21 protein-coding genes are annotated in these 19,456 nt (G+C 61.9%); 17 read left to right on the forward strand and 4 right to left on the reverse strand.

From position 1 onward, the window contains the following. Nucleotide 1: 1 nt before the first annotated feature. On the reverse strand, nt 2-721 hold the full coding sequence (locus AC1RJY_RS06980) for an IclR family transcriptional regulator (RefSeq protein WP_014922101.1): 720 nt from the start codon (nt 719-721) through the stop codon (nt 2-4). 166 nt (nt 722-887) lie between these two features. Here AC1RJY_RS06980 and leuC point away from each other — a divergent pair, with 166 nt between their 5' ends. From leuC to AC1RJY_RS07010, 6 genes are all read left to right on the forward strand, one after another. Continuing rightward, nucleotides 888-2,339 carry a 3-isopropylmalate dehydratase large subunit gene (gene leuC / locus AC1RJY_RS06985; RefSeq protein ID WP_498601938.1) on the forward strand — a complete coding sequence of 484 codons (1,452 nt, stop codon included), beginning with the start codon at nt 888-890 and terminating at the stop codon, nt 2,337-2,339. A gap of 9 nt (nt 2,340-2,348) precedes the next feature. Then, nucleotides 2,349-2,957: a 3-isopropylmalate dehydratase small subunit gene (leuD, locus tag AC1RJY_RS06990; RefSeq protein WP_011775153.1), complete on the forward strand. Its 609-nt coding sequence runs from the start codon at nt 2,349-2,351 to the stop codon at nt 2,955-2,957. Nucleotides 2,958-3,166: 209 nt separating this feature from the next. Then, nucleotides 3,167-4,492, forward strand: coding sequence for a UDP-N-acetylglucosamine 1-carboxyvinyltransferase (gene murA / locus AC1RJY_RS06995; protein ID WP_014922100.1), 1,326 nt, complete (start codon nt 3,167-3,169; stop codon nt 4,490-4,492). An 11-nt stretch (nt 4,493-4,503) separates the two neighbouring features. Beyond that, nucleotides 4,504-5,277: a lysophospholipid acyltransferase family protein gene (locus AC1RJY_RS07000; RefSeq protein WP_210063691.1), complete on the forward strand. Its 774-nt coding sequence runs from the start codon at nt 4,504-4,506 to the stop codon at nt 5,275-5,277. Continuing rightward, a complete protein-coding gene (locus tag AC1RJY_RS07005) occupies nt 5,274-6,326 on the forward strand; it encodes an NAD(P)H-dependent glycerol-3-phosphate dehydrogenase (protein WP_498601940.1) in 1,053 nt (350 codons plus the stop codon). Before AC1RJY_RS07000 ends, AC1RJY_RS07005 begins: the two co-directional genes overlap by 4 nt. After that, on the forward strand, nt 6,326-7,462 hold the full coding sequence (locus tag AC1RJY_RS07010) for a D-alanine--D-alanine ligase family protein (protein ID WP_498601941.1): 1,137 nt from the start codon (nt 6,326-6,328) through the stop codon (nt 7,460-7,462). Before AC1RJY_RS07005 ends, AC1RJY_RS07010 begins: the two co-directional genes overlap by 1 nt. A 67-nt stretch (nt 7,463-7,529) precedes the next feature. On the opposite strand, the gene AC1RJY_RS07015 is transcribed toward AC1RJY_RS07010, so the two are convergent. Further along, complete coding sequence (locus tag AC1RJY_RS07015; protein ID WP_014922098.1) at nt 7,530-8,039, reverse strand: DUF3515 family protein; 510 nt, start codon at nt 8,037-8,039, stop codon at nt 7,530-7,532. A gap of 266 nt (nt 8,040-8,305) precedes the next feature. Between AC1RJY_RS07015 and AC1RJY_RS07020 the strand changes: the two genes are divergently transcribed. The 4 genes from AC1RJY_RS07020 to rsmD are packed head-to-tail and all read left to right on the forward strand — an operon-like array spanning nt 8,306 to nt 13,260. Then, nucleotides 8,306-9,319 carry a thiamine-phosphate kinase gene (locus tag AC1RJY_RS07020; RefSeq protein WP_498601943.1) on the forward strand — a complete coding sequence of 338 codons (1,014 nt, stop codon included), beginning with the start codon at nt 8,306-8,308 and terminating at the stop codon, nt 9,317-9,319. Nucleotides 9,320-9,341: 22 nt separating this feature from the next. Then, the gene (locus AC1RJY_RS07025) at nt 9,342-10,415 is read left to right on the forward strand and encodes a DAK2 domain-containing protein (RefSeq protein WP_498601944.1); all 1,074 of its coding nucleotides are present in this window, start codon (nt 9,342-9,344) and stop codon (nt 10,413-10,415) included. Continuing rightward, nucleotides 10,405-12,660 carry an ATP-dependent DNA helicase RecG gene (locus tag AC1RJY_RS07030; protein ID WP_498601946.1) on the forward strand — a complete coding sequence of 752 codons (2,256 nt, stop codon included), beginning with the start codon at nt 10,405-10,407 and terminating at the stop codon, nt 12,658-12,660. Before AC1RJY_RS07025 ends, AC1RJY_RS07030 begins: the two co-directional genes overlap by 11 nt. Nucleotides 12,661-12,693: 33 nt before the next feature. Further along, nucleotides 12,694-13,260, forward strand: a complete 567-nt coding sequence (rsmD, locus tag AC1RJY_RS07035) for a 16S rRNA (guanine(966)-N(2))-methyltransferase RsmD (RefSeq protein ID WP_498601948.1) — start codon at nt 12,694-12,696, stop codon at nt 13,258-13,260. 12 nt (nt 13,261-13,272) lie between these two features. Here the strand turns inward: rsmD and AC1RJY_RS07040 are convergent, their stop codons facing one another. Both AC1RJY_RS07040 and AC1RJY_RS07045 read right to left on the reverse strand, forming a co-directional pair. After that, nucleotides 13,273-14,067 (reverse strand): spermidine synthase, encoded by a 795-nt coding sequence (locus AC1RJY_RS07040; RefSeq protein ID WP_498601980.1) that lies wholly within the window; start codon nt 14,065-14,067, stop codon nt 13,273-13,275. After that, nucleotides 14,064-15,287: an aminotransferase class I/II-fold pyridoxal phosphate-dependent enzyme gene (locus AC1RJY_RS07045; RefSeq protein ID WP_498601982.1), complete on the reverse strand. Its 1,224-nt coding sequence runs from the start codon at nt 15,285-15,287 to the stop codon at nt 14,064-14,066. Before AC1RJY_RS07045 ends, AC1RJY_RS07040 begins: the two co-directional genes overlap by 4 nt. Before the next feature lie 77 nt (nt 15,288-15,364). On the opposite strand from AC1RJY_RS07045, the gene coaD reads away from it, so the two are divergent. The 7 genes from coaD (at nt 15,365) to AC1RJY_RS07080 (ending at nt 19,386) form a co-directional block, all read left to right on the forward strand. Then, nucleotides 15,365-15,865: a pantetheine-phosphate adenylyltransferase gene (coaD, locus tag AC1RJY_RS07050; RefSeq protein ID WP_011775141.1), complete on the forward strand. Its 501-nt coding sequence runs from the start codon at nt 15,365-15,367 to the stop codon at nt 15,863-15,865. 165 nt (nt 15,866-16,030) lie between these two features. Beyond that, nucleotides 16,031-16,558, forward strand: a complete 528-nt coding sequence (locus AC1RJY_RS07055) for a YceD family protein (protein ID WP_011775140.1) — start codon at nt 16,031-16,033, stop codon at nt 16,556-16,558. A gap of 33 nt (nt 16,559-16,591) precedes the next feature. Next, nucleotides 16,592-16,795: a 50S ribosomal protein L32 gene (gene rpmF, locus AC1RJY_RS07060; protein ID WP_011775139.1), complete on the forward strand. Its 204-nt coding sequence runs from the start codon at nt 16,592-16,594 to the stop codon at nt 16,793-16,795. A gap of 23 nt (nt 16,796-16,818) precedes the next feature. After that, nucleotides 16,819-17,529 carry a ribonuclease III gene (gene rnc / locus AC1RJY_RS07065; protein ID WP_011775138.1) on the forward strand — a complete coding sequence of 237 codons (711 nt, stop codon included), beginning with the start codon at nt 16,819-16,821 and terminating at the stop codon, nt 17,527-17,529. Nucleotides 17,530-17,535: 6 nt separating this feature from the next. Next, entirely contained in the window at nt 17,536-18,498 is a 963-nt protein-coding gene (mutM, locus tag AC1RJY_RS07070) for a bifunctional DNA-formamidopyrimidine glycosylase/DNA-(apurinic or apyrimidinic site) lyase (protein ID WP_498601950.1), read from the forward strand. Between the two features lie 46 nt (nt 18,499-18,544). Next, nucleotides 18,545-18,682 (forward strand): hypothetical protein, encoded by a 138-nt coding sequence (locus tag AC1RJY_RS07075; RefSeq protein WP_159101464.1) that lies wholly within the window; start codon nt 18,545-18,547, stop codon nt 18,680-18,682. Then, on the forward strand, nt 18,679-19,386 hold the full coding sequence (locus tag AC1RJY_RS07080; RefSeq protein WP_498601952.1) for a hypothetical protein: 708 nt from the start codon (nt 18,679-18,681) through the stop codon (nt 19,384-19,386). Before AC1RJY_RS07075 ends, AC1RJY_RS07080 begins: the two co-directional genes overlap by 4 nt. Nucleotides 19,387-19,456 lie beyond the last annotated feature (70 nt).

Genomic DNA, 19,456 nt, shown 5'->3' on the forward strand with positions numbered 1-19,456 from the left:
GTCAGTCGTTGTTCTTGCGCAGGGCTTCGGTCAAAACCCGGGCGGCGTTGCAAACCACTTCGGCGTGAAGGCGGCCCGGCTGGCGGGTGAGGCGTTCAATCGGACCCGAAATAGACACCGCCGCGATGACCCTGCCCGACGGTCCGCGAACGGGGGCTGAAACCGAGGCGACCCCGGGCTCGCGTTCGCCGAGGCTCTGACCCCAGCCCCGGCGTCGTACCCCTGCCAGTACGGTGGGCGTAAAGCGGGCGTTTTGAAGCCCTTCGAGAAGGCGGTCGTGGTCCTCCCACGCCAGTAAGACCTGGGCGGCAGAGCCGGCCTTCATGGAGAGTTGGGTGCCTACCGGAATGGTGTCCCGCAAACCGATGGGGCGTTCCGCTGAGGCCACGCAGACACGCCAGTCGCCTTGGCGGCGGAAGATCTGCGCGCTTTCGCCCGTGGCGTCGCGGAGTTGAATGAGCACGGGACCGGCTGAGGCGATGAGCCGGTCTTCACCGGCAGCGGATGCGAGTTCCACCAGCCGGCTGCCCAGGACGAAACGTCCTTGGATATCGCGGCTCACCAGACGGTGGTGAACCAGGGCCAGCGCGAGCCGGTGAACCGTGGGCCGGGCAAGGCCCGTGGCCGCCACAAGTTGGGCGAGAGTCGTGGGCCCGGCCTCAAGGGCATCGAGTACCTGGGCCGCTTTATCAATGACACCGACTCCACTAGAATTGTCCATGTAATGATATTGCCGTCTCAATATCTGAGATGCAAGTTGTTTCGCTGGCCTATTTTGCCGCAGGGCTGCTTCAGTAGTTGAAGCTGCTTCAGTAGATGAAGAGATCAGTGGATCACGAACAGTTCAATGGATGTGATCATCCAACCGCAGTGAAGGGAGCAAGGCCGTGGGAAAGACACTGGCCGAGAAAGTCTGGGACGCGCACGTGGTGCGCAAGGGTGAAGGCGAAGGAGCCAATGCCCAGCCAGACCTTCTTTTCATCGACCTGCACCTCATCCACGAAGTGACGTCCCCGCAGGCCTTTGAGGGCCTGCGCCTGGCTGGTCGGCCGCTGCGTCGCGTCGACCTCACCATTGCCACGGAGGACCACAACACTCCCACGCTGGACATCGACAAGCCAATCGCGGACCTGACCAGCCGCACCCAGATCGAAACCCTGCGCGCCAACTGCAAGGAGTTCGGTGTCCGCCTGCACTCCCTCGGCGACAAGGAGCAGGGGATCGTGCACGTGGTAGGGCCGCAGCTGGGCCTGACCCAGCCGGGCATGACTGTGGTCTGCGGCGACTCGCACACCTCAACCCACGGCGCCTTCGGTGCCCTGGCCATGGGCATCGGCACGTCCGAGGTAGAACATGTCATGGCTACCCAGACGCTGTCCTTGAAGCCGTTCAAGACCATGGCCATCAATGTTGAAGGCACCCTGCGTCCCGGCGTCACCGCGAAGGACATCATCTTGGCCGTCATCGCCAAGATCGGCACCGGTGGCGGTCAGGGATACGTCCTGGAATACCGTGGCTCCGCAATTCGTGCGCTGTCCATGGACGCCCGCATGACCATCTGCAACATGTCCATCGAAGCCGGCGCACGCGCCGGTATGGTGGCTCCGGACCAGACTACCTACGACTACATGCAGGGCCGCCCACACGCACCGGAAGGCGCCGACTGGGATGCCGCCGTCGAGTACTGGAACACGCTCACCACGGACGCCGATGCGACCTTCGACGTCGAAGTTGACCTGGACGCCGACACGTTGGAGCCGTTCGTGACCTGGGGTACCAACCCGGGTCAGGGCGTGTCCCTGTCCGCAAAGGTGCCGTCTCCTGAGGACTTCGGTGACGAGAATGCCAAGGCAGCTGCCGAGCGCGCCCTGCAGTACATGGGCTTGGAAGCCGGCACCCCCATGAAGGACATCCGCGTGGATACCGTGTTCCTGGGATCCTGCACCAATTCACGCATCGAGGACCTGCGCGTTGCCGCCGACATCATCCGCGGCCGTGCCAAGGATCCCAACGTGCGGATGCTGGTGGTTCCAGGCTCAGCCCGAGTCCGCTTGGAAGCAGAGGCTGAAGGCTTGGACAAGGTCTTCAAGGAGTTTGGCGCAGAATGGCGTTTTGCCGGCTGCTCCATGTGCTTGGGCATGAACCCGGACCAGTTGGAGCCGGGGGAGCGTTGCGCCTCCACGTCCAACCGCAACTTTGAGGGGCGTCAGGGCAAGGGTGGCCGCACGCACTTGGTCTCGCCCGTCGTGGCTGCGGCCACAGCTGTCCGAGGCACGCTGAGCTCGCCATCGGACCTTGAGCCCGCTGCGGCATGCACACTGACCGGAATCGCAGTCTAGGAGGATCCCATGGAAGCATTCACTACCCACACCGGCATCGGCGTCCCGCTGCGCCAGAGCAACGTGGACACCGACCAGATCATCCCCGCTGTGTACCTCAAGCGCATTACGCGCACCGGTTTCGAGGATGCCTTGTTTGCCGCTTGGCGGAAGGACGAGTCCTTCATCTTGAACCAGGCCCCGTTCAATGCCGGCTCCGTGCTGGTGGCCGGACCTGATTTCGGTACGGGATCATCCCGTGAGCACGCTGTCTGGGCGTTGAAGGACTATGGGTTCAAAGCCGTTCTGTCCTCCCGGTTCGCCGACATTTTCCGTGGCAACTCAGGAAAGCAGGGGCTGCTTGCGGCCCAGGTGGCACAGGATGACATTGAACTCATCTGGAAGGTCCTGGAGAACCACCCCGGGACTGAAATCAAGGTTGACCTGGTTTCCAAAACGGTTGAGTGCGGCAATGTGGTGGCGCCGTTCGAGATCGACGACTACACCCGCTGGCGCCTCCTGGAAGGTCTCGATGACATTGGCCTGACCCTCCAGCATGAGGCAGACATCACGGCCTACGAGGCCACACGCCCGTCCTTCAAGCCGAAGACGCTTCCCGCGAAGGTTCAAGCCCAGTAGCCTCCGACGCCAGGTCGCAACGCTGCGGTTTTCGGACCGGCAGGGCCCCCTCAAAGGGGCCCCGCCGGTCCTTTTTCATTGGCGTGCGCCTGGAGCGTGAAAGGCGGGGTGTCGGGCGGTTCCATTTCGGTTCGGTAAAGCGAGCTTCTATGCTTAGCTGGAGCCTTTGTAAGTTTGGGGGGCGAGTAGTCGTGAGGAAACCGGTATAGATGAGTAGTGTTCTGACAATCCGCGGTGGCGTCCCATTAACAGGACGAGTGACCGTTCGCGGTGCCAAGAACCTGGTGCCAAAGGCCATGGTGGCGGCGTTGCTGGGCAGCGAACCATCGGTGCTGAGGAACGTGCCGGAAATCAAGGATGTCGAGGTTGTCACCAGCCTGCTGCAGCTGCATGGCGTAACCGTCGTAAAGGATCCGGTGACGGGAGACCTCACCTTGGATCCCAAGGATGCCAAGACGGCCTCCAGTACAGCAATTGATGCGCACGCGGGCGATTCGCGGATTCCCATCCTGCTGTGCGGACCCCTGATCCATGCGATCGGCGAGGCCTTCATCCCCGACCTTGGTGGTTGCAAGATCGGCGACAGGCCCATCGACTACCACCTGAACGTCCTGCGCCAATTTGGTGCCGTGGTGGAAAAGCGTCCGGGCGGTATTCATATCTCCGCCCCCAACGGTCTGCACGGAGCCAAGATTTCGCTGCCGTATCCGTCAGTTGGAGCCACTGAGCAGGTGCTGCTCAGCGCCACGCGCGCCGAGGGCATCACCGAACTCATTGGTGCGGCCACGGAACCGGAGATCATCGACCTCATTGCGGTCCTGCAGAAAATGGGCGCCATTATCAGCGTCCAGACTGACCGGACCATCCGGATTGAGGGCGTCAAGGACCTTGGTGGCTACAACCACCGCGCACTCCCGGACCGCAACGAATCCGCGTCCTGGGCATCTGCCGCCTTGGTCACGCGCGGCGACATCTTTGTTGAGGGTGCTTCGCAGCGGGACATGATGACGTTCCTGAATACCTACCGCAAGGTTGGCGGCGGCATGGACATCGGCGACGACGGTATCCGCTTCTACCACCAGGGCGGAAAGCTCTCCCCGCTCGTCCTGGAGACGGACGTCCACCCCGGCTTCATGACGGACTGGCAGCAGCCGTTGGTGGTTGCCCTGACACAGGCCGAGGGCGTCTCCATCGTCCACGAGACTGTCTATGAGAACCGTTTCGGATTCACAGAAGCCCTTGCGCGGATGGGTGCGAACATTCAGGTACACCGTGAGTGCCTGGGCAGTGTTCCCTGCCGGTTCGGACAGCGGAACTTCCTCCACTCAGCAGTGATCTCAGGTCCCACTCCGCTCAGGGGCACGGACATTGACATTCCCGACCTCCGTGGCGGTTTCAGCCACCTCATCGCGGCTTTGGCCGCCACGGGAACGTCACGCGTTACGGGCATAGACATCATCAACCGCGGTTACGAGCGCTTTACCGAGAAGCTGGCCGGTCTGGGCGCCGATTTCGACATCACCACCACCAAGTAGCGGGGGATCCTTTGAAGGAATCGGCCAAGAGCCGTGCAACGTTCATGCTGCTGGCGGGTCTCGCGCGCCCGTTGATGAACATCCTGATGGCCAAGAAGTGGGAAGGTGTGGAGAACCTTCCACCTGGCGGCTTCATCGCAGTACCAAACCACTGCACCGAGATCGACCCCATCGTCATTGGACACATGGTGTACAACCAGAAGCGGCCACCGCACTTCCTCGCGAAGACAGGCCTCTTCAAGGTCCCCGTGCTGGGTGCCCTGCTGCACGCCACCAGGCAGATTCCGGTTGAACGCTCGACGGCGGGAGCGAACCGCTCGCTCCAAGTCGCCAAAGAGGTGGTGGATGCCGGCGGTGCCATCATCATTTATCCGGAGGGCACCTTGACCCGGGATCCTGATCTGTGGCCGATGAAGGGGCACACCGGGGCCGCCAGGCTTGCCCTGCAGACCGGAGCCCCTGTGGTGCCCATGGCCCACTGGGGTGCGCAAGATGTTTTCCCGCGTTATGCCAAGCGGTTCCATGTGTTCCCGCGGAAAACGGTTCGCGTGCTCATCGGGAAGCCCGTGGATCTCAGTGCGTTCAGTGACCGGCCGATGGACCGCGCCACACTGACCGAGGCCACTGAAGTCATCATGGACGCCATCACGGAACTCCTTGAGACTCTTCGCGGCAAAGATGCTCCGGTTGAACGCTGGGATCCGGCTGTCCACAAACAGTCCAAGCACGGCCGCTTCACTCAGGGTGGCTCTCCTGATGCCCGTGAAGGGGAGGACAGCAAATGATCGCAGTGGAAAGCCCCGTCAAAACACCGGACATCGTGGCTGTCTTGGGTGCCGGGTCGTGGGGAACCACGTTTGCCAAGGTCCTGGCTGACGCAGCTGACGCTACGGGATCTGAGCGCAGTATCCGGATCTGGGGACGTCGCACGGAAGTTGTGGAGCAGATCAACTCTTCACGCCGGAACGAGCAGTACCTCAAAGACATTGACCTTCCGTCATCCATCACAGCGTCCACGGATGTGGCGGAGGTGCTCCGGGATGCCACCTTGGTGGTCCTCGCCGTGCCCGCCCAGTCCCTGCGGCCACAGCTGGGGGAATGGAAGCCGTTGCTGGCGCCGGACGCCGTGGTTGTCTCCTTGATGAAGGGCCTGGAATTGGGCACGGACGCCCGGATGAGCGAAGTCATTGCCCAGGAGCTGGGTCTTCCCGCATCGCGCGTTGCTGTGGTTTCAGGCCCTAACCTGGCGATGGAGATTGCCAGGGAACAACCAACGGCGTCAGTTGTTGCTTGCAGCGACGCCGACACCGCTGCTGCCATAGCGCTTTGCTGCACGGCACCCTACTTCCGGCCGTACACCAGCACCGACGTCGTAGGTGTGGAAATCGGCGGGATCGTGAAGAACGTGATTGCACTTGCCGTGGGCATTTGCGAAGGCCGGCAGATGGGCGACAACACTAAAGCTTCCGTCATCACGCGCGGTCTCGCCGAGACGTCCCGGCTGGCGCTGGCTCTTGGCGGAGAAGCACACACCATGGCCGGTCTTGCCGGACTCGGCGATCTTGTTGCCACATGCTCTTCAGCACTCTCACGCAACCACACGGCCGGCAGATTGCTCGGCGAAGGTCTCAGCCTTGAGCAGGTTGCCGAACAGATGACACAGACAGCGGAGGGCATCAAGTCAGGCCCTGCTGTGCACGAGCTTGCTGGCAAGTTGAATGTTGAAATGCCCATAACGGCTGCCGTCGTGGCGGTGCTTGAAGGCAGAATGTCCGTTGATGACCTGGGGCCGCGACTGTTGGCCCGGGCACTGAAGTCCGAAGGCGACTACTGATGGTGACTGACCACTCCACCCCCGTGACGGGCCGCCCCCGTGTAGCGATTCTCTTTGGGGGGCGCTCCAGCGAGCATGCCGTCAGCTGCGTTACCGCCGCTGGTGTCATGGGCGCGATCGACAAGAACAAGTACGAGGTCATACCGATTGGCATCGCCAAATCGGGGCAGTGGGTTCTCGCTTCGGGCGACACAAGTGAGTGGTCCTTGAGCTCCGCAGCGCTTCCCGAGGTGGCGCCGTCGGGCAGGACCGTAACCTTGGCCGAAGTGGGTGGTGAGCATCAGCTCATAGTGACCGAGCCCAATGCCGTTCCCCAGGAACTGGGTTCGGTGGATGTTGTCTTCCCCTTGCTGCATGGGCCATGGGGCGAAGACGGGACCATCCAGGGCCTCTTGGAGCTTTCAGACACGCGCTATGTCGGCGCCGGTGTGCTGGCCTCGGCTGTGGGAATGGACAAGCACTTCATGAAGGTGGTGTTTGAGTCCGCCGGACTGAGCGTGGGCCCGTACGTGGCTGTCACAGACCGCGAATGGAGCACCGACGCGGAGGCTGTTCGTAAGCGGGTGGACAAGCTCGGGTTCCCCGTGTTCGTCAAGCCTGCCCGCGCGGGTTCGTCCATGGGTATCTCCAAAGTTGACTCGATGGAAGGACTTGACGCTGCCATCGAGGAAGCGCGCCGCCACGACCTGAAGCTGGTCATTGAAGCCGGCATTGTGGGCCGCGAAATCGAGTGCGCTGTCCTACAGGGCCGTGGCACGGATGCGCCACGTACCTCCATGCCGGGTGAGATTGCGGTGGCAGTTGGGGAACATCAGTTCTACGACTTTGCGGCCAAGTATGTTGAGGACGGGGCCGCAGCTCTAAGCTGCCCGGCAGATATGCCGGATGAGGCGATCGCACGCGTGCGGGAACTCGCCGCCGTCGCTTTCGACGCCGTGGGAGCAGAAGGCCTCAGTCGTGTGGACTTCTTCTATACCCCGGCCGGAGAGCTGATCATCAATGAGATCAACACCATGCCTGGCTTCACGCCGAAAAGCATGTACCCGCAGATGTGGGCGGCATCCGGTCTGGCCTACGGGGACTTGATAGATGAACTGATCCATCTGGCTCTGACCCGCAAGACCGGGCTGCGCTGACCCACGTACGGGGCAATAGTGGTTGTTGTGCTAAAGACAACTACTCTTGCCCGTCAGTGGGCGTCGACTACTGCGCGGACGGCAAGTTCTGAAGGTCCTCTTGGCCCACACACTTTCCAGTTGCCTTGATCTTGCCAACCGCCGCTGCCAGCTCGGTCAGCACGGTTGCGGAACTGATGTTTGCCGCCTCCAGTTTGACCGGATCAATCAAGATCTCCGTGGCCGGTTCGCGGCCGAACGTGGTCAAGGTGTAGACGGGATCGCCTTCCTTGATCACCCAGTCAATGTCATTGACGCTCACGCAACGGTCGGTAGTGGGGCCGGGAACGTTCACGCCGCACCGGAGAATGACCTGTGAAGGGTCTCCCCACGCAGCTGTCGCCTGGCTGTTGGTTTTGCGGAGGGCGGCGTCACCGATTTGGTCCGGCAGGGCCACCATCATTGGTGCGCAGGCAGGATTTGCGGCGTCGGCGGCGGCCGTGACGTCCACGGCCGGCGCACAAGCCGACAAAGCGGTGACGGATGCCGAAGCCAAGGCGATGGCCAGAGCAGTCCGGCGAAGGATCTTTCGGTGCATTCATCCAGACTATCCCGCAAGCGCTGGCAGTCAGATTCGCGTTGCCAGGGTCACACTAAGGTCGGAACCCCCACAATGCAGCGCCGCATTATTCTGTCGGTGGATCGCGATAGCGTGGAGCAGTGTCAGGAGAAGAGTCGAGTGCAGTGCGGGAAGAAGAGTGGAGCGCAGTGCCAGAAGAAGTGTGGAGAGCATTGCCAGGAGAAGAGTCGAGTGCAGTGCGGGAAGAAGAGTCGAGCGCAGTGCCAGCAGAAGAATTGAGAGCAGTGCCTGCAGAACGGTTGCGTGTCCAAGACCTTTCGGAGTCTGAGCTCCTCGCCCGGATCTTTCCTCGCCTGCATCATAGCCCCGGCGTTCTGCTGGGACCTGGTGACGATGCCGCCCTGATCTCAGCCCCGGACGGCCGGACGCTCATCTCCATTGACACTCAAACGCAGGATCAGGACTTCAGGCTTGAGTGGCGTAACGGCTACCGGACCACGGGATACGACGTCGGCTGGAAAGCTGCGGCGCAAAACCTCAGTGACATCAATGCCATGGGCGGCAGTGCCACGAGTCTCGTGGTGAGCCTGACCATGCCACCGGAAACGCCCGTCGAATGGGTTGAAGCGTTTGCCGATGGCCTCTCGGCGGCAATTGTGGGTTTGGGCGCCCAGGACTGCTCCGTTGCCGGCGGAGACCTTGGAAGGGGCCGCGAGCTCGCGGTGACCGTCGCCGTCGTCGGAACGCTGGCCGGTATGGCGCCGGTGCTGAGGTCCGGCGCCAAACCCGGGGACGTCGTGGCGGTTTCAGGGACGCTGGGAAGGGCAGCTGCCGGCTGGGCGCTGCTGGAAAGTGAAATTCCCTTGGACAGCCTGTCAGGTGAGTTGCGGAGCTTGGTGGACAACCAATGCCGGCCGCTGCCACCGCTGGCAGCCGGACCGCTGGCTGCGCATGCGGGTGCCACGGCCATGTTGGATATTTCCGACGGCCTGCTGCGGGACGGCAGCCGGCTGGCCGGAGCCAGCGGCGTGGTCCTGGACTTTGATCCTGCTGCTTTGAAGATTCACGCAGCCCCGTTGGAACCAGCAGCTGCGGTTCTGGGCGGGAAAGCTATGCGGTGGGTGCTCGGTGGGGGAGAAGACCACGGTTTGCTTGCTACGTTCCCGGCAGAAATTCAGCTGCCGCAGGGCTTCACTGCGATAGGCTCGGTGCAAGCCGTTGTCGAGCCGCCAGGCAGTGGCGTCCGGATTGCCGGGCAAACTGCTGACACCGTTGGATGGGATCACTTTGCAGACTAAGATCGCCGCGAATGCACACGCCATGAAACGTTGGCTCGGCAAGGCGGAGGTTGTCCTCGGCAACCACAGCGACCGTCTCAATGCGATCAACATCTTTCCTGTCGCTGACGGCGATACCGGAACCAACCTTTATCTCACTGTTCGGGCAGCAGTGGCTGCCTTGGGTGGAGCTGCGCCGGACACCACCGAGACCGGCAACGACGTCGGCGCCTTGCTGTCCCGCGCGGGGCAGGCAGCAATGGAGCAAGCACGGGGCAATTCGGGCACGCTTTTTGCGGTGTTCCTGTGCGCCGCCGCAGAGCCTTTGGCGGGAAAATCGCGCCTCAGCGCACCCCTGCTTGCCGCTGCCCTGAACAGGGCACAGATCCGGGCTTGGTCTGCCTTGAGTGAGCCTGTGGCAGGCACCATGCTGTCTGTTCTGGAAGCCGCCGCTCACGCTGCCCAAGCGGTGGATGCATCCCAAAGCGGCGACGACAGCAACCATGCATTGGGGCTCTCGCTCGACGCCGTGGTGGAGGCGGCCTACCAAGCAGTTGTCCGGACCGAAGATGAGCTCGCACAGCTCCATGAAGCACATGTTGTGGATGCGGGCGGGGTGGGCATGCTGCTGGTGCTGGATTGCCTCCGCGCTGCCGTCCTTGGTGAGGAACTCCAGGAGGAACTGCTGGATGGTCTCCACGGCTACAAATTGCAGGATCCCCACATCCATGAGCACATGCCTGCCGACGACGGCGTGGAGGTCATGTGCACCATCAACCTCTCGCCACTGAATGCAGCCATCCTTCGCCAGCGCCTCGACGAGATGGGCGATTCCGTCATCATGAGTCAAGTTGGTGGTGCCCAGGGCACCGATGATGATGACGACGAATCCGGCGTCGAAATCAGCTACCGTTGGCGCGTTCATGTGCATGTCCCGGATCCGGAGCCGGCTGTCGCACTCATACGTTCGCTGGGGGAACCGACTGATATCGCCGTAAGCCAGCTGGCGATACCCCGTGAGGACGGGCAGGAACCGGCCACACTGGCAGCTGGCGGAGAATCCACCAGCATCAACCAAGCCTCCCCAGTCCCGGGCCAGTCACGGCATGTATTCTGAGCTGGAACTGCCCCTCGAACGCAGAATCGGCAAGCGGTCTGCGGCTGTCATTGATAAGCACTTGGGCCTCAAAACGGCCGGAGCCTTGCTGAACTACTTCCCTCGCAGATACTTGAGTCGCGGTGAATTGACGCCCATCAACAAGCTTCCGCTGGATGAAGAGGTCACGCTGATTGCCCGTGTGCTGTCCAACAGCACACGCCAGATGCGGGCCCGGCGTGGTTCGATCACAGATGTGGTGGTGACGGACGAGGCCGGGGGCGGCGGCGTTCCAGGCACGTTGAAGGTCAGCTTCTTCAACGGGTTCCGTGCGAAGGCAGAACTACTGCCTGGTCGTCGGGCCATGTTCTCTGGAAAGGTGACCCGCTACGGCGGGGCCCTCGGCCTGACCAACCCCGACTTCCTTCTGCTGGACGAGGACCCTGAAGCCGAGGGTTCCGTGGATCCGGAGAAGCTCGCCGCCATGCCCATCCCCGTCTACCCGGCAACTGCCAAGCTGACCAGTTGGTCCATCCACAAAGTAATCACCGCCTTGCTCCAAACCATGGATCTTGATTCCTTGGAAGACCCGCTGCCGGAAAGTATTGTCCGAAGGGACGCATTGCTCAGCGTGGCTGAGGCATACCGTCTGATCCATTCACCTGACATTGCCAAGGACTGGCAACGGGCCCAAGAACGCTTCCGGTATCAGGAAGCGCTAGTGCTGCAAACGGCTCTGGCACGCCGTCGCGCGCAGCTCGCCGCCGAGGAAGCCACTGCGCGCCGGCCGCGCGCGGACGGTTTGCTCAGCAAGTTCGACCAGAACCTGCCTTTTACGCTGACCGCCGGCCAGTCCGCAATCGGAAAGACACTGGCTGAAGAGCTCGGGCGCGATACCCCCATGAACAGGCTCCTGCAGGGTGAAGTGGGCTCGGGCAAGACGATCGTTGCCCTTCGGGCCATGTTGCAGGTAGTGGACGCGGGTGGCCAGGCTGCCCTGCTGGCGCCTACGGAGGTTTTGGCGGCCCAACATTTCCACTCGATCCGCAAGACCTTGGGGCCACTGGCTCGGGACCATATCTTTGGCGGAGCGGGCATGCTGGGAGGAGACTCCACTCAGGAAGCCGTGCAAGTAACGCTCCTCACCGGCTCCATGCCCACCGCGGCACGCAAACAGGCAATGCTGGATGCGGCCTCCGGGAATGCGGGAATCGTCATTGGTACTCATGCTTTGCTGAGCGACAAAACCAGCTTTCAGGACCTCGGATTGATTGTGGTGGATGAGCAGCACCGCTTTGGCGTGGAGCAGCGCGATGCCCTCCGCGCAAAGGCGCAGCGGCCTCCACATTTGCTGGTCATGACGGCCACACCGATTCCGCGCACGGTTGCCATGACGGTATTCGGTGACCTTGAGACTTCCATCCTTGATGAGCTTCCAGCCGGACGTGCACCTATTTCGACGCACGTGGTGGGGCTCGCTGAGAATCCGGGCTGGGTGGACCGCATTTGGAAGCGTTCACGCGAAGAAGTCGATTCCGGCCATCAGGTGTATGTGGTGTGCCCCAAGATCGGCTCGGACGACGACGGCGACTTCAGCCCTGGCGAAGCGGAACCCAGCGATGCCGAGCTCGCGGACGAAGGCCCGGCGCGGGAGCTGGCCTCGGTGACCGCCGTCGTCGAAAGCCTCTTGCAGGAGCCGGCGCTGGCTGGTGTCCCGGTGGCGCCGCTCCACGGCCGGCAGGATCCGCAGGTGAAGTCCGAGACGATGGCTTCGTTCGCATCCAACAACACCAAAGTGCTGGTGTCCACTACTGTCATTGAGGTGGGCGTGGACGTCCACAACGCCACCCTCATGGTGATTCTCGACGCCGACCGCTTTGGGATCTCCCAGCTCCACCAGTTGCGCGGCCGGGTGGGTCGTGGGGGACTGCCGGGCACTTGCCTGCTGGTGACTACGTTGGAACCCGGACACCCGAGTCGGCGGCGGCTTGATGCCGTTGCTTCAACGACCGACGGTTTTGAGCTGTCCCAGGAAGACCTGAAACTCCGCCGGGAAGGTGACATTCTGGGTGCTTCGCAATCCGGCGGGCGGTCCACGCTGAAGTTGCTCCGTGTACTTGAACACGAAGAAATCATTGCCCGTGCACGAACTGACGCCCAAGGCCTGGTGTCGGAGGACCCGGCGTTGGACCATCAGCCGGTTCTTGCCGCCGCGATCGATGAGTATTTGAACCCTGAGAAGGAGGCGTTCCTTGAACGCGGATAGAGATCCATGGATGCTCGCACTTGGAGAATCCCTGTGAGCCGGATCATTGCCGGAGTTGGTGGCGGGAACCCGCTGACCAGCGTTCCCGGAACGGCTACGCGTCCCACGACCGACAGGGTCAAGGAAGCGCTGTTTTCCCGGCTGGAATCCTTGGCGGTAATTGACGATGCCAGGGTCCTGGACCTTTATGCAGGATCCGGTTCCTTGGGCATCGAGAGTGCCAGCCGAGGTGCCCGGACCGTGGATCTGGTGGAGTTTGATGCCAAGGCGAGCGATGTCTGCCAGCGCAATGCGGATTTGGTGAATCAGCTCCTGGGCGGCAAGAGGGTCTCGGTGCATCGTTCCAAGGTGGAGTCGTTCCTGGAGCGTGCGGGCGACGCTGACAGGTGGGATCTGGTCTTCCTTGATCCGCCTTATCCCTTGGATGAGCCTGCCCTGAGTGCCGTGCTCGAAAAGTTGGCACCGTATTTGGACGACGCGGCCGTTGTGGTGGTGGAGCGGAGTTCGCGGAGCCCGGAACCTGTGTGGCCCGAGGCTCTGGAGCGTTTCGCGGACAAGAAGTACGGCGAGACCAAGTTGTGGTTCGCTGAGCCTGCCTAACGCTTGCGGGTGCTAGGCAGTAATCCTATCCAGCTCCACGCCCGTGAGGACGGTTGCGGGGTGGGGGCCCAGCGCCAGCAGCCGCGCGGTCCAGTCCGGGGACCACGGCTTGCGTGTGCCCACCAGCACTATATTGCCCGGGTAGCGGCCAGCGAACATTCCCGTTTCAGCGAAGGCGGCGACGTCCGGCATGGCCTGGCGCAACGCAGCCACTTGACTGCGTACGAGCGTCAGCGCGGGTTCGTCACCCACGTTGACGATCAGCACCCCGTCGGGCCGCAACCGCGCGGCTGCTTCTTCATAGAATTCCCGGCAGGCGATATGGGCAGGGGCCTCCGGTCCGGAGAAGATATCGAGAATCACGACGTCGAACGTCACCTGCGCGGGAAGTTCGGCCAACGCGTCGCGGGCGTCGCCGATGTGGGTGGTCAACGTGGTGCCTTCAGGCATGGGCAGTTTCTGGAGTACGAAGTCCAAAAGCTCACGTTCCAGCTCAACGGCGTATTGTTCCGAGCCCGGACGGGTCGCTTGGATGTAACGCGCCAAGGTGAGGGCACCGGCGCCCAGATGCAGGGCGCTGATGGGTTTTCCGGGTTCGGCAGCCAAGTCCACTACGTGCCCGATCCTGCGCAGGTACTCGTAGAAGATCTCCGATGGATCGGCCAGGTTCACATGCGATTGTTCGGCTCCGCCGATGCTGAGGATGAAGCCGCCCTCAATCAGGGTGTCCGTCTCGATGGTGGCGTGCTGTCCTGTGGTTCTGAGGAAGCGGGTAGCCCCATGCTGGCCGGAGCCTGCCGGGTTCAGAGCCGGTCCTTGAGGGTGGACAGTCGGGCGGCAGCCTCTTCCAGGACGTCCGCTTTCTTGCAGAAGGCAAACCGCAGCAGGCTCCGCGTTCGCTCGGCCCCTTCGGGGTGGCAGAACACGGGGACAGGGATGGCTGCTACTCCAACGAGCCCGGGAAGTCGCCGTGCGAGATCCACCGAGTCCCGAATGCCCAGCGGAGCGGTGTCGACGTTGATGAAGTAGGTTCCGCTGGGGTTGTAGACTCCGAAGCCTGCGGCGCGGAGGCCCTCAGCAAGAACGTCGCGCTTGTGTCGAAGGGTATTGGCAATGCCCGTGTAGAACTCATCGGGTAGGGCAAGTCCCACGGCGATTGCGCTTTGGAAGGGCGTCCCCGAGCTGTAAGTCAGGAATTGTTTCACCGTACGCACTGCCGCCACCAGCTCCGCCGGTCCGCTGAGCCAGCCGATTTTCCACCCGGTGAAGGAGAAGGTCTTGCCTGCGGACGAAATGGTGATGGTGCGTTCGGCGGCGCCGGGCAGCGACGTGATCGGGATGTGCCTTACGCCGAATGTCAGGTGCTCGTAGACTTCGTCGCTCACGATGATGGCGCCGTACTTAGCTGCGAGTTCCACAATCCTGGTCAGTACGGGTTCCGGAAAAACGGCTCCTGTGGGGTTATGCGGATTATTCAAAAGGACGATTTTGGTCCGGCTGCTGAAGGAGTTTTCCAGCTCCGCGAGGTCGGGGAGGAAGTCCGGAGCCAGCAGGGGAGCGGTGACGTGGTTGCCTCCCGCCATGCCGATGATGGCCCCGTACGAGTCGTAGAAGGGCTCGAAGGTCAGGACTTCGTCGCCGGGCTGGATGAAGGCGAGCAGTGTGGCGGCAATGGCTTCCGTTGCGCCAGTTGTGACCAGTACTTCCGTGTCCGGATCCGGGTTAAGCCCGTAGAAGCGCTGTTGGTGTGTGGCAATGGCTTCCCTCAACGCGGCAGTGCCCTTGCCTGGCGCGTATTGGTTGGCTCCCTGGGCGATGGCGGATTGGGCAGCCGCTTTGATTTCCGCCGGGCCGTCTTCATCGGGAAACCCCTGGCCAAGGTTTATGGCACCGGTGGACAGTGCCAAGGTGGTCATTTCCTCGAAGATTGTCACACCCAACGTTCCATCCGGGGAGAGCAGATTGGCTCCCGTAGCGGCCCGCTGCCATGGTGTTGAGTAAGTACCAGCGGTGGTGCCGGCACTCATATCAAGGGAGGGGCTTTTGCCTGCGGATGCCATGTCAGCCATGGTATCCCGGCAAAGCCATGGGGTAGGTTCGTCTCATGAGACGCGCGGTATGCCCTGGATCCTTTGACCCCATTCACAATGGACATCTCGAAGTCATCGCCCGGGCCGCCGGCCTGTTCGACGAAGTCATCGTGGCCGTGTCCACCAACTACGCCAAAAAATACAGGTTCAGCCTTGAAGACCGCATGGAAATGGCGCGGGAAACATTGGCCTCTCTGCGCGGGATCATCGTGGAGCCCATGGGCGAAGGTTTGCTGGCGGAGTACTGCCGTCACCGCGGTGTCTCAGCCATAGTCAAGGGGCTGCGTTCATCTTCGGATTTCGATTACGAGTTGCCGATGGCCACCATGAACCGCCAGTTGACCGGCGTCGAAACGGTCTTCCTGCCTGCGGAAGCGCATTACGTGCACCTTTCCTCCACCTTGATCAAAGAGGTCAACGTCCTCGGCGGCGACATCTCCGAGTACGTCCCCAAATCGGTGCTGAAGAGGCTCCTCGCTGGCGAGCCGCCCACGGAACCCTCGCGCAAGGGGTAGGCTTGATGGGTACCTTGCGCCTTCGCGCGGAGTTCCCAAGCTGAAATCACCGCGCATTCACGCGCGCCCGGCGTCGGTTTGAGTCCTCAAGCGTGATCAGGCTAAGATGATACGTCGGTCATATGTTCTACAGGAGTTCTCATTAAGCGAGATGCAAGTTCGCCCTTGGCGCTGGTAGTCAAGGACCTTGGACGCAGTCCAGGGACCATGCGGACACTCAACGAGCATGTACCTGCGCCAAGTGACCTTGGTGTGGCGCTCATTGGCGTAAAGGAAGGCTCGGATATCGAGCTGGATCTTCGTCTTGAGGCCGTACACGAAGGAATTCTGGTATCTGGAACCGTAGACGTCGAAGTAACCGGCGAATGCGGTCGATGCCTGGATCCCCTTGCGTATGACCTTGAGGTCAATGTGCAAGAACTTTTCTTCTACGAAGGCGTTGAGCTTTCGGGCGAAGAAGACGATGAAGAGCAACGTCGAGTCGAGTACGATCTAATCGATCTTGAGCCGGTGTTGCGGGACGCAGTTGTCACTATGCTGCCGTTCCAGCCGGTGTGCCGGGAAGACTGCCAGGGCCTGTGTTCCGAATGTGGAGCGCGCCTGGAAGACGAGCCGGGGCACCACCACGAGGTCATTGACCCTCGCTGGGCTGCCCTAGCTGATCTGGCTAAGACTGACCGGCAAACCGATTAGTAAGTGTTCGTCTAAGAGAGAAATGAGATAGCCGTGGCTGTTCCCAAGCGGAAAATGTCTCGCGCAAATACACGCGCCCGCCGTGCCCAGTGGAAGGCAACTGCCCCCAACTTGGTCAAGACCATCGAAAACGGTCAGGTTACCTACAGCCTGCCGCACCAGGCAAAGGTCGTTACTGACTCTGCCGGCACCGCGCTGTTCCTTGAATACAAGGGCCGCAAGGTCGCAGACGCCTAATCTGCCGTACAGGCTGACTAAGGATGTCTTCAACTGAAGAGCTTCTGAAGCGTCTCGGTGTCTCGATTGACACCGAGACGCTTCGTCTTGCTCTGACACATCGCTCATATGCGTATGAGAACGGCGGGATTCCCACCAACGAGCGTCTTGAGTTCCTCGGCGACTCCATCCTGGGATTCTCGGTCACCGATTCTCTTTACCGTGAGAACCCCTCGCTGCCTGAAGGTGAGCTCGCCAAGCGACGCTCCGCCGTCGTCAGTACGCGTGCTTTGGCTGGTATTGGCCGGGAGATCGGCGTCGGCGAGTTTATTTACCTCGGTCAAGGCGAGAAGCTGACTGACGGCAAGAACAAAGCCTCCATCCTGGCTGACACCATGGAGGCCCTGATCGGGGCCACGTATCTCTCGAACGACATCGAGACCGCACGCCAACTGGTGATGCGCCTGGTGGGCCCGCTGCTCAAAGATGCCGGTGCCCTTGGAGCAGGAACCGACTGGAAGACCAGCATCCAGGAACTTACGGCGAGCCGGCAACTGGGCGCCATTCACTATGCTGTGGAGGGCTCCGGGCCGGACCACGCCAGGACGTTCGAGGCAGTACTGAACATCGGTGGAACTCCCTACGGCCGGGGCTCGGGCCATTCCAAGAAAGAAGCAGAGCAGGAAGCAGCCGCTGATGCCTGGCGTGCCCTGACTGCCTTGGATCCCACTACTGCCGGTCCTTCTTCCGCTTGAACCCGGATGCCTGAACTTCCTGAAGTAGAGGTTGTCCGCCGCGGCTTGGCCCGGTGGGTTCGTGGCCGTACCGTCACCGGTGTTGATGTCCTTGATCCGCGCTCCATCCGACGCCATGCCCTCGGAACAGAAGACTTTATCGGGAATCTTGAGCACGCAACCGTGCTGGACGTCGTCCGTCGAGGCAAGTTCCTCTGGATGCCCCTCGCCATGTCCGGCGTATCCGACACCGAACCCGCGGACGAGCTCCCCAAGGTGGCGCTGATGGCGCATCTGGGAATGAGCGGGCAGCTGCTGATGCAGGACCCCGTGGTGCCGGATGAGAAGCACCTGAAGGTCAGAATCAGCCTCAGCCCGGCGGACGGGATGCCTGAGCAGCTGCGGTTCGTGGACCAGAGGATTTTTGGTGGCCTGTTCGTGACTGCTTTGGTGCCAACTGTCGACGGTGGCCCTGGCGGCCTGGGCGAAACGCCCCTGCCGGAGATCGCCGAGGAAGCATCGCACATTGCCCGGGACCCGCTTGACCCTTACTTCTCTTTTGACGCGTTCTACCGGAAGGTCAAGGGCCGCAAGACCGGCCTGAAGCGCGCTCTTCTGGACCAAGGGGTCATTTCCGGCATCGGCAACATCTATGCGGATGAAGCCTTGTGGCGTGCCCGTCTCCACTATGCCAGGGCCACAGACACACTTCGCCGGGCGGATGCCGAGCGCCTGGTTGAGGCTGTGAAAGACGTCATGAACGCCGCCCTTGCCGCAGGGGGGACGAGTTTTGACTCCCTCTATGTGAATGTCAATGGCGATTCCGGGTACTTCTCCAGGTCGCTCAATGCCTACGGACGTGCCGGTGAACTGTGTGGCCGTTGCGAGGCAATCGGATTGCACAGCGTCATGAAGCGGGAACAGTTTATGAACCGTTCTTCCTATACCTGCCCGGTGTGCCAACCGCGGCCGCGGAATGGACGTTGGTAGGGCCAAAACTGTTCCGGAATCGGGGTCGCAATGGCAGACTGTCCCCATGAACAGCTTGGCGCTTCGAATCGCCATCGCAAGGATCAACGCCACCACAATGTGGGTGGCGTCAGTTCTACCCGCCGTCCATCGTGAAAAGGCGTACCAACCTCTCGGCAATCCCGTCACCCCGGACATGCCATGATGGCGCGGCGGTTGGTCATTGCGGGCATCTGCCTTGCTGTGCTGATCGCCGCCGTCGCCGTAGTTTTGGACCAGATGGCCGGGAAGCCAGGGCCGTCGGCCGCCCAAAGCACAACGTCTTCCGCCCCAACCCCAGGCTCCAACGCCACCGCTTCAGGGACCCCGACCCCGGGTGGTGCCGGGGAGCCCGCCCAGTCCGGTAGCCCGACGTCGGGCGCCGAAGGCAGCGCAGGCAACAACAGCGAGGAGGAGGGTGGCCCGTCCACCGCCAAGCCGCTCGAGGTCCTCCCGCCGGTAACCGCCACTCCCACAGGTTTGCCCGAACCATCTGCCCCCGCGCCACTGATCACCACCTTGCCTGAGCCCGGAAGTGCGGCCGGTGAAGTGGTGGACGGATGGCCTGCCGATATTTTGACGTTGCCCCAAGGAACAACGATCGGTTCCACCTCAATATCGACGTCTGGTGATGTCCTCCAAGTAACAGCGGACGGAATCATTGCCAAACCGCAGGCCGAGGTCCTGGCGTCCTTCCGGCAGTCGTTGGTGGCCCATGGATTCTGGTCGGAGGGAGCCCCCGCAGCGGAAGGAGCTGTTGCCGAACGATTCGTGCGAGGCGCAGACACGGTCACGGTTTCAGTGTCGACGACAGGCACAGGCAACTCACGCTTCCAGCTTTTGGGCAGCCTGCACACGGCGGCGGACTAGGGGCAGCGATGTACATTTCACTCTCGGACCGAGGTAAACGGGACAAGCCGGAGGGAACACGAACGGCACT

Source organism: Arthrobacter sp. GW822-FHT05G07 (assembly GCF_058799755.1).

Bases quoted from the DNA above. Each gene is read 5' to 3' on its own strand.
- mutM (WP_498601950.1), top strand. From the start codon at position 17,536: ATGCCTGAACTTCCTGAAGTAGAGGTTGTCCGCCGCGGCTTGGCCCGG.
- coaD (WP_011775141.1), top strand. From the start codon at position 15,365: ATGAGACGCGCGGTATGCCCTGGATCCTTTGACCCCATTCACAATGGA.
- AC1RJY_RS07025 (WP_498601944.1), top strand. From the start codon at position 9,342: ATGAAACGTTGGCTCGGCAAGGCGGAGGTTGTCCTCGGCAACCACAGC.
- AC1RJY_RS07005 (WP_498601940.1), top strand. From the start codon at position 5,274: ATGATCGCAGTGGAAAGCCCCGTCAAAACACCGGACATCGTGGCTGTC.
- AC1RJY_RS07015 (WP_014922098.1), bottom strand. From the start codon at position 8,039: ATGCACCGAAAGATCCTTCGCCGGACTGCTCTGGCCATCGCCTTGGCT.
- AC1RJY_RS07010 (WP_498601941.1), top strand. From the start codon at position 6,326: ATGGTGACTGACCACTCCACCCCCGTGACGGGCCGCCCCCGTGTAGCG.
- AC1RJY_RS06980 (WP_014922101.1), bottom strand. From the start codon at position 721: ATGGACAATTCTAGTGGAGTCGGTGTCATTGATAAAGCGGCCCAGGTA.
- leuD (WP_011775153.1), top strand. From the start codon at position 2,349: ATGGAAGCATTCACTACCCACACCGGCATCGGCGTCCCGCTGCGCCAG.
- AC1RJY_RS07030 (WP_498601946.1), top strand. From the start codon at position 10,405: ATGTATTCTGAGCTGGAACTGCCCCTCGAACGCAGAATCGGCAAGCGG.
- AC1RJY_RS07080 (WP_498601952.1), top strand. From the start codon at position 18,679: ATGATGGCGCGGCGGTTGGTCATTGCGGGCATCTGCCTTGCTGTGCTG.
- AC1RJY_RS07045 (WP_498601982.1), bottom strand. From the start codon at position 15,287: ATGAGTGCCGGCACCACCGCTGGTACTTACTCAACACCATGGCAGCGG.
- murA (WP_014922100.1), top strand. From the start codon at position 3,167: ATGAGTAGTGTTCTGACAATCCGCGGTGGCGTCCCATTAACAGGACGA.
- rnc (WP_011775138.1), top strand. From the start codon at position 16,819: ATGTCTTCAACTGAAGAGCTTCTGAAGCGTCTCGGTGTCTCGATTGAC.
- AC1RJY_RS07075 (WP_159101464.1), top strand. From the start codon at position 18,545: ATGAACAGCTTGGCGCTTCGAATCGCCATCGCAAGGATCAACGCCACC.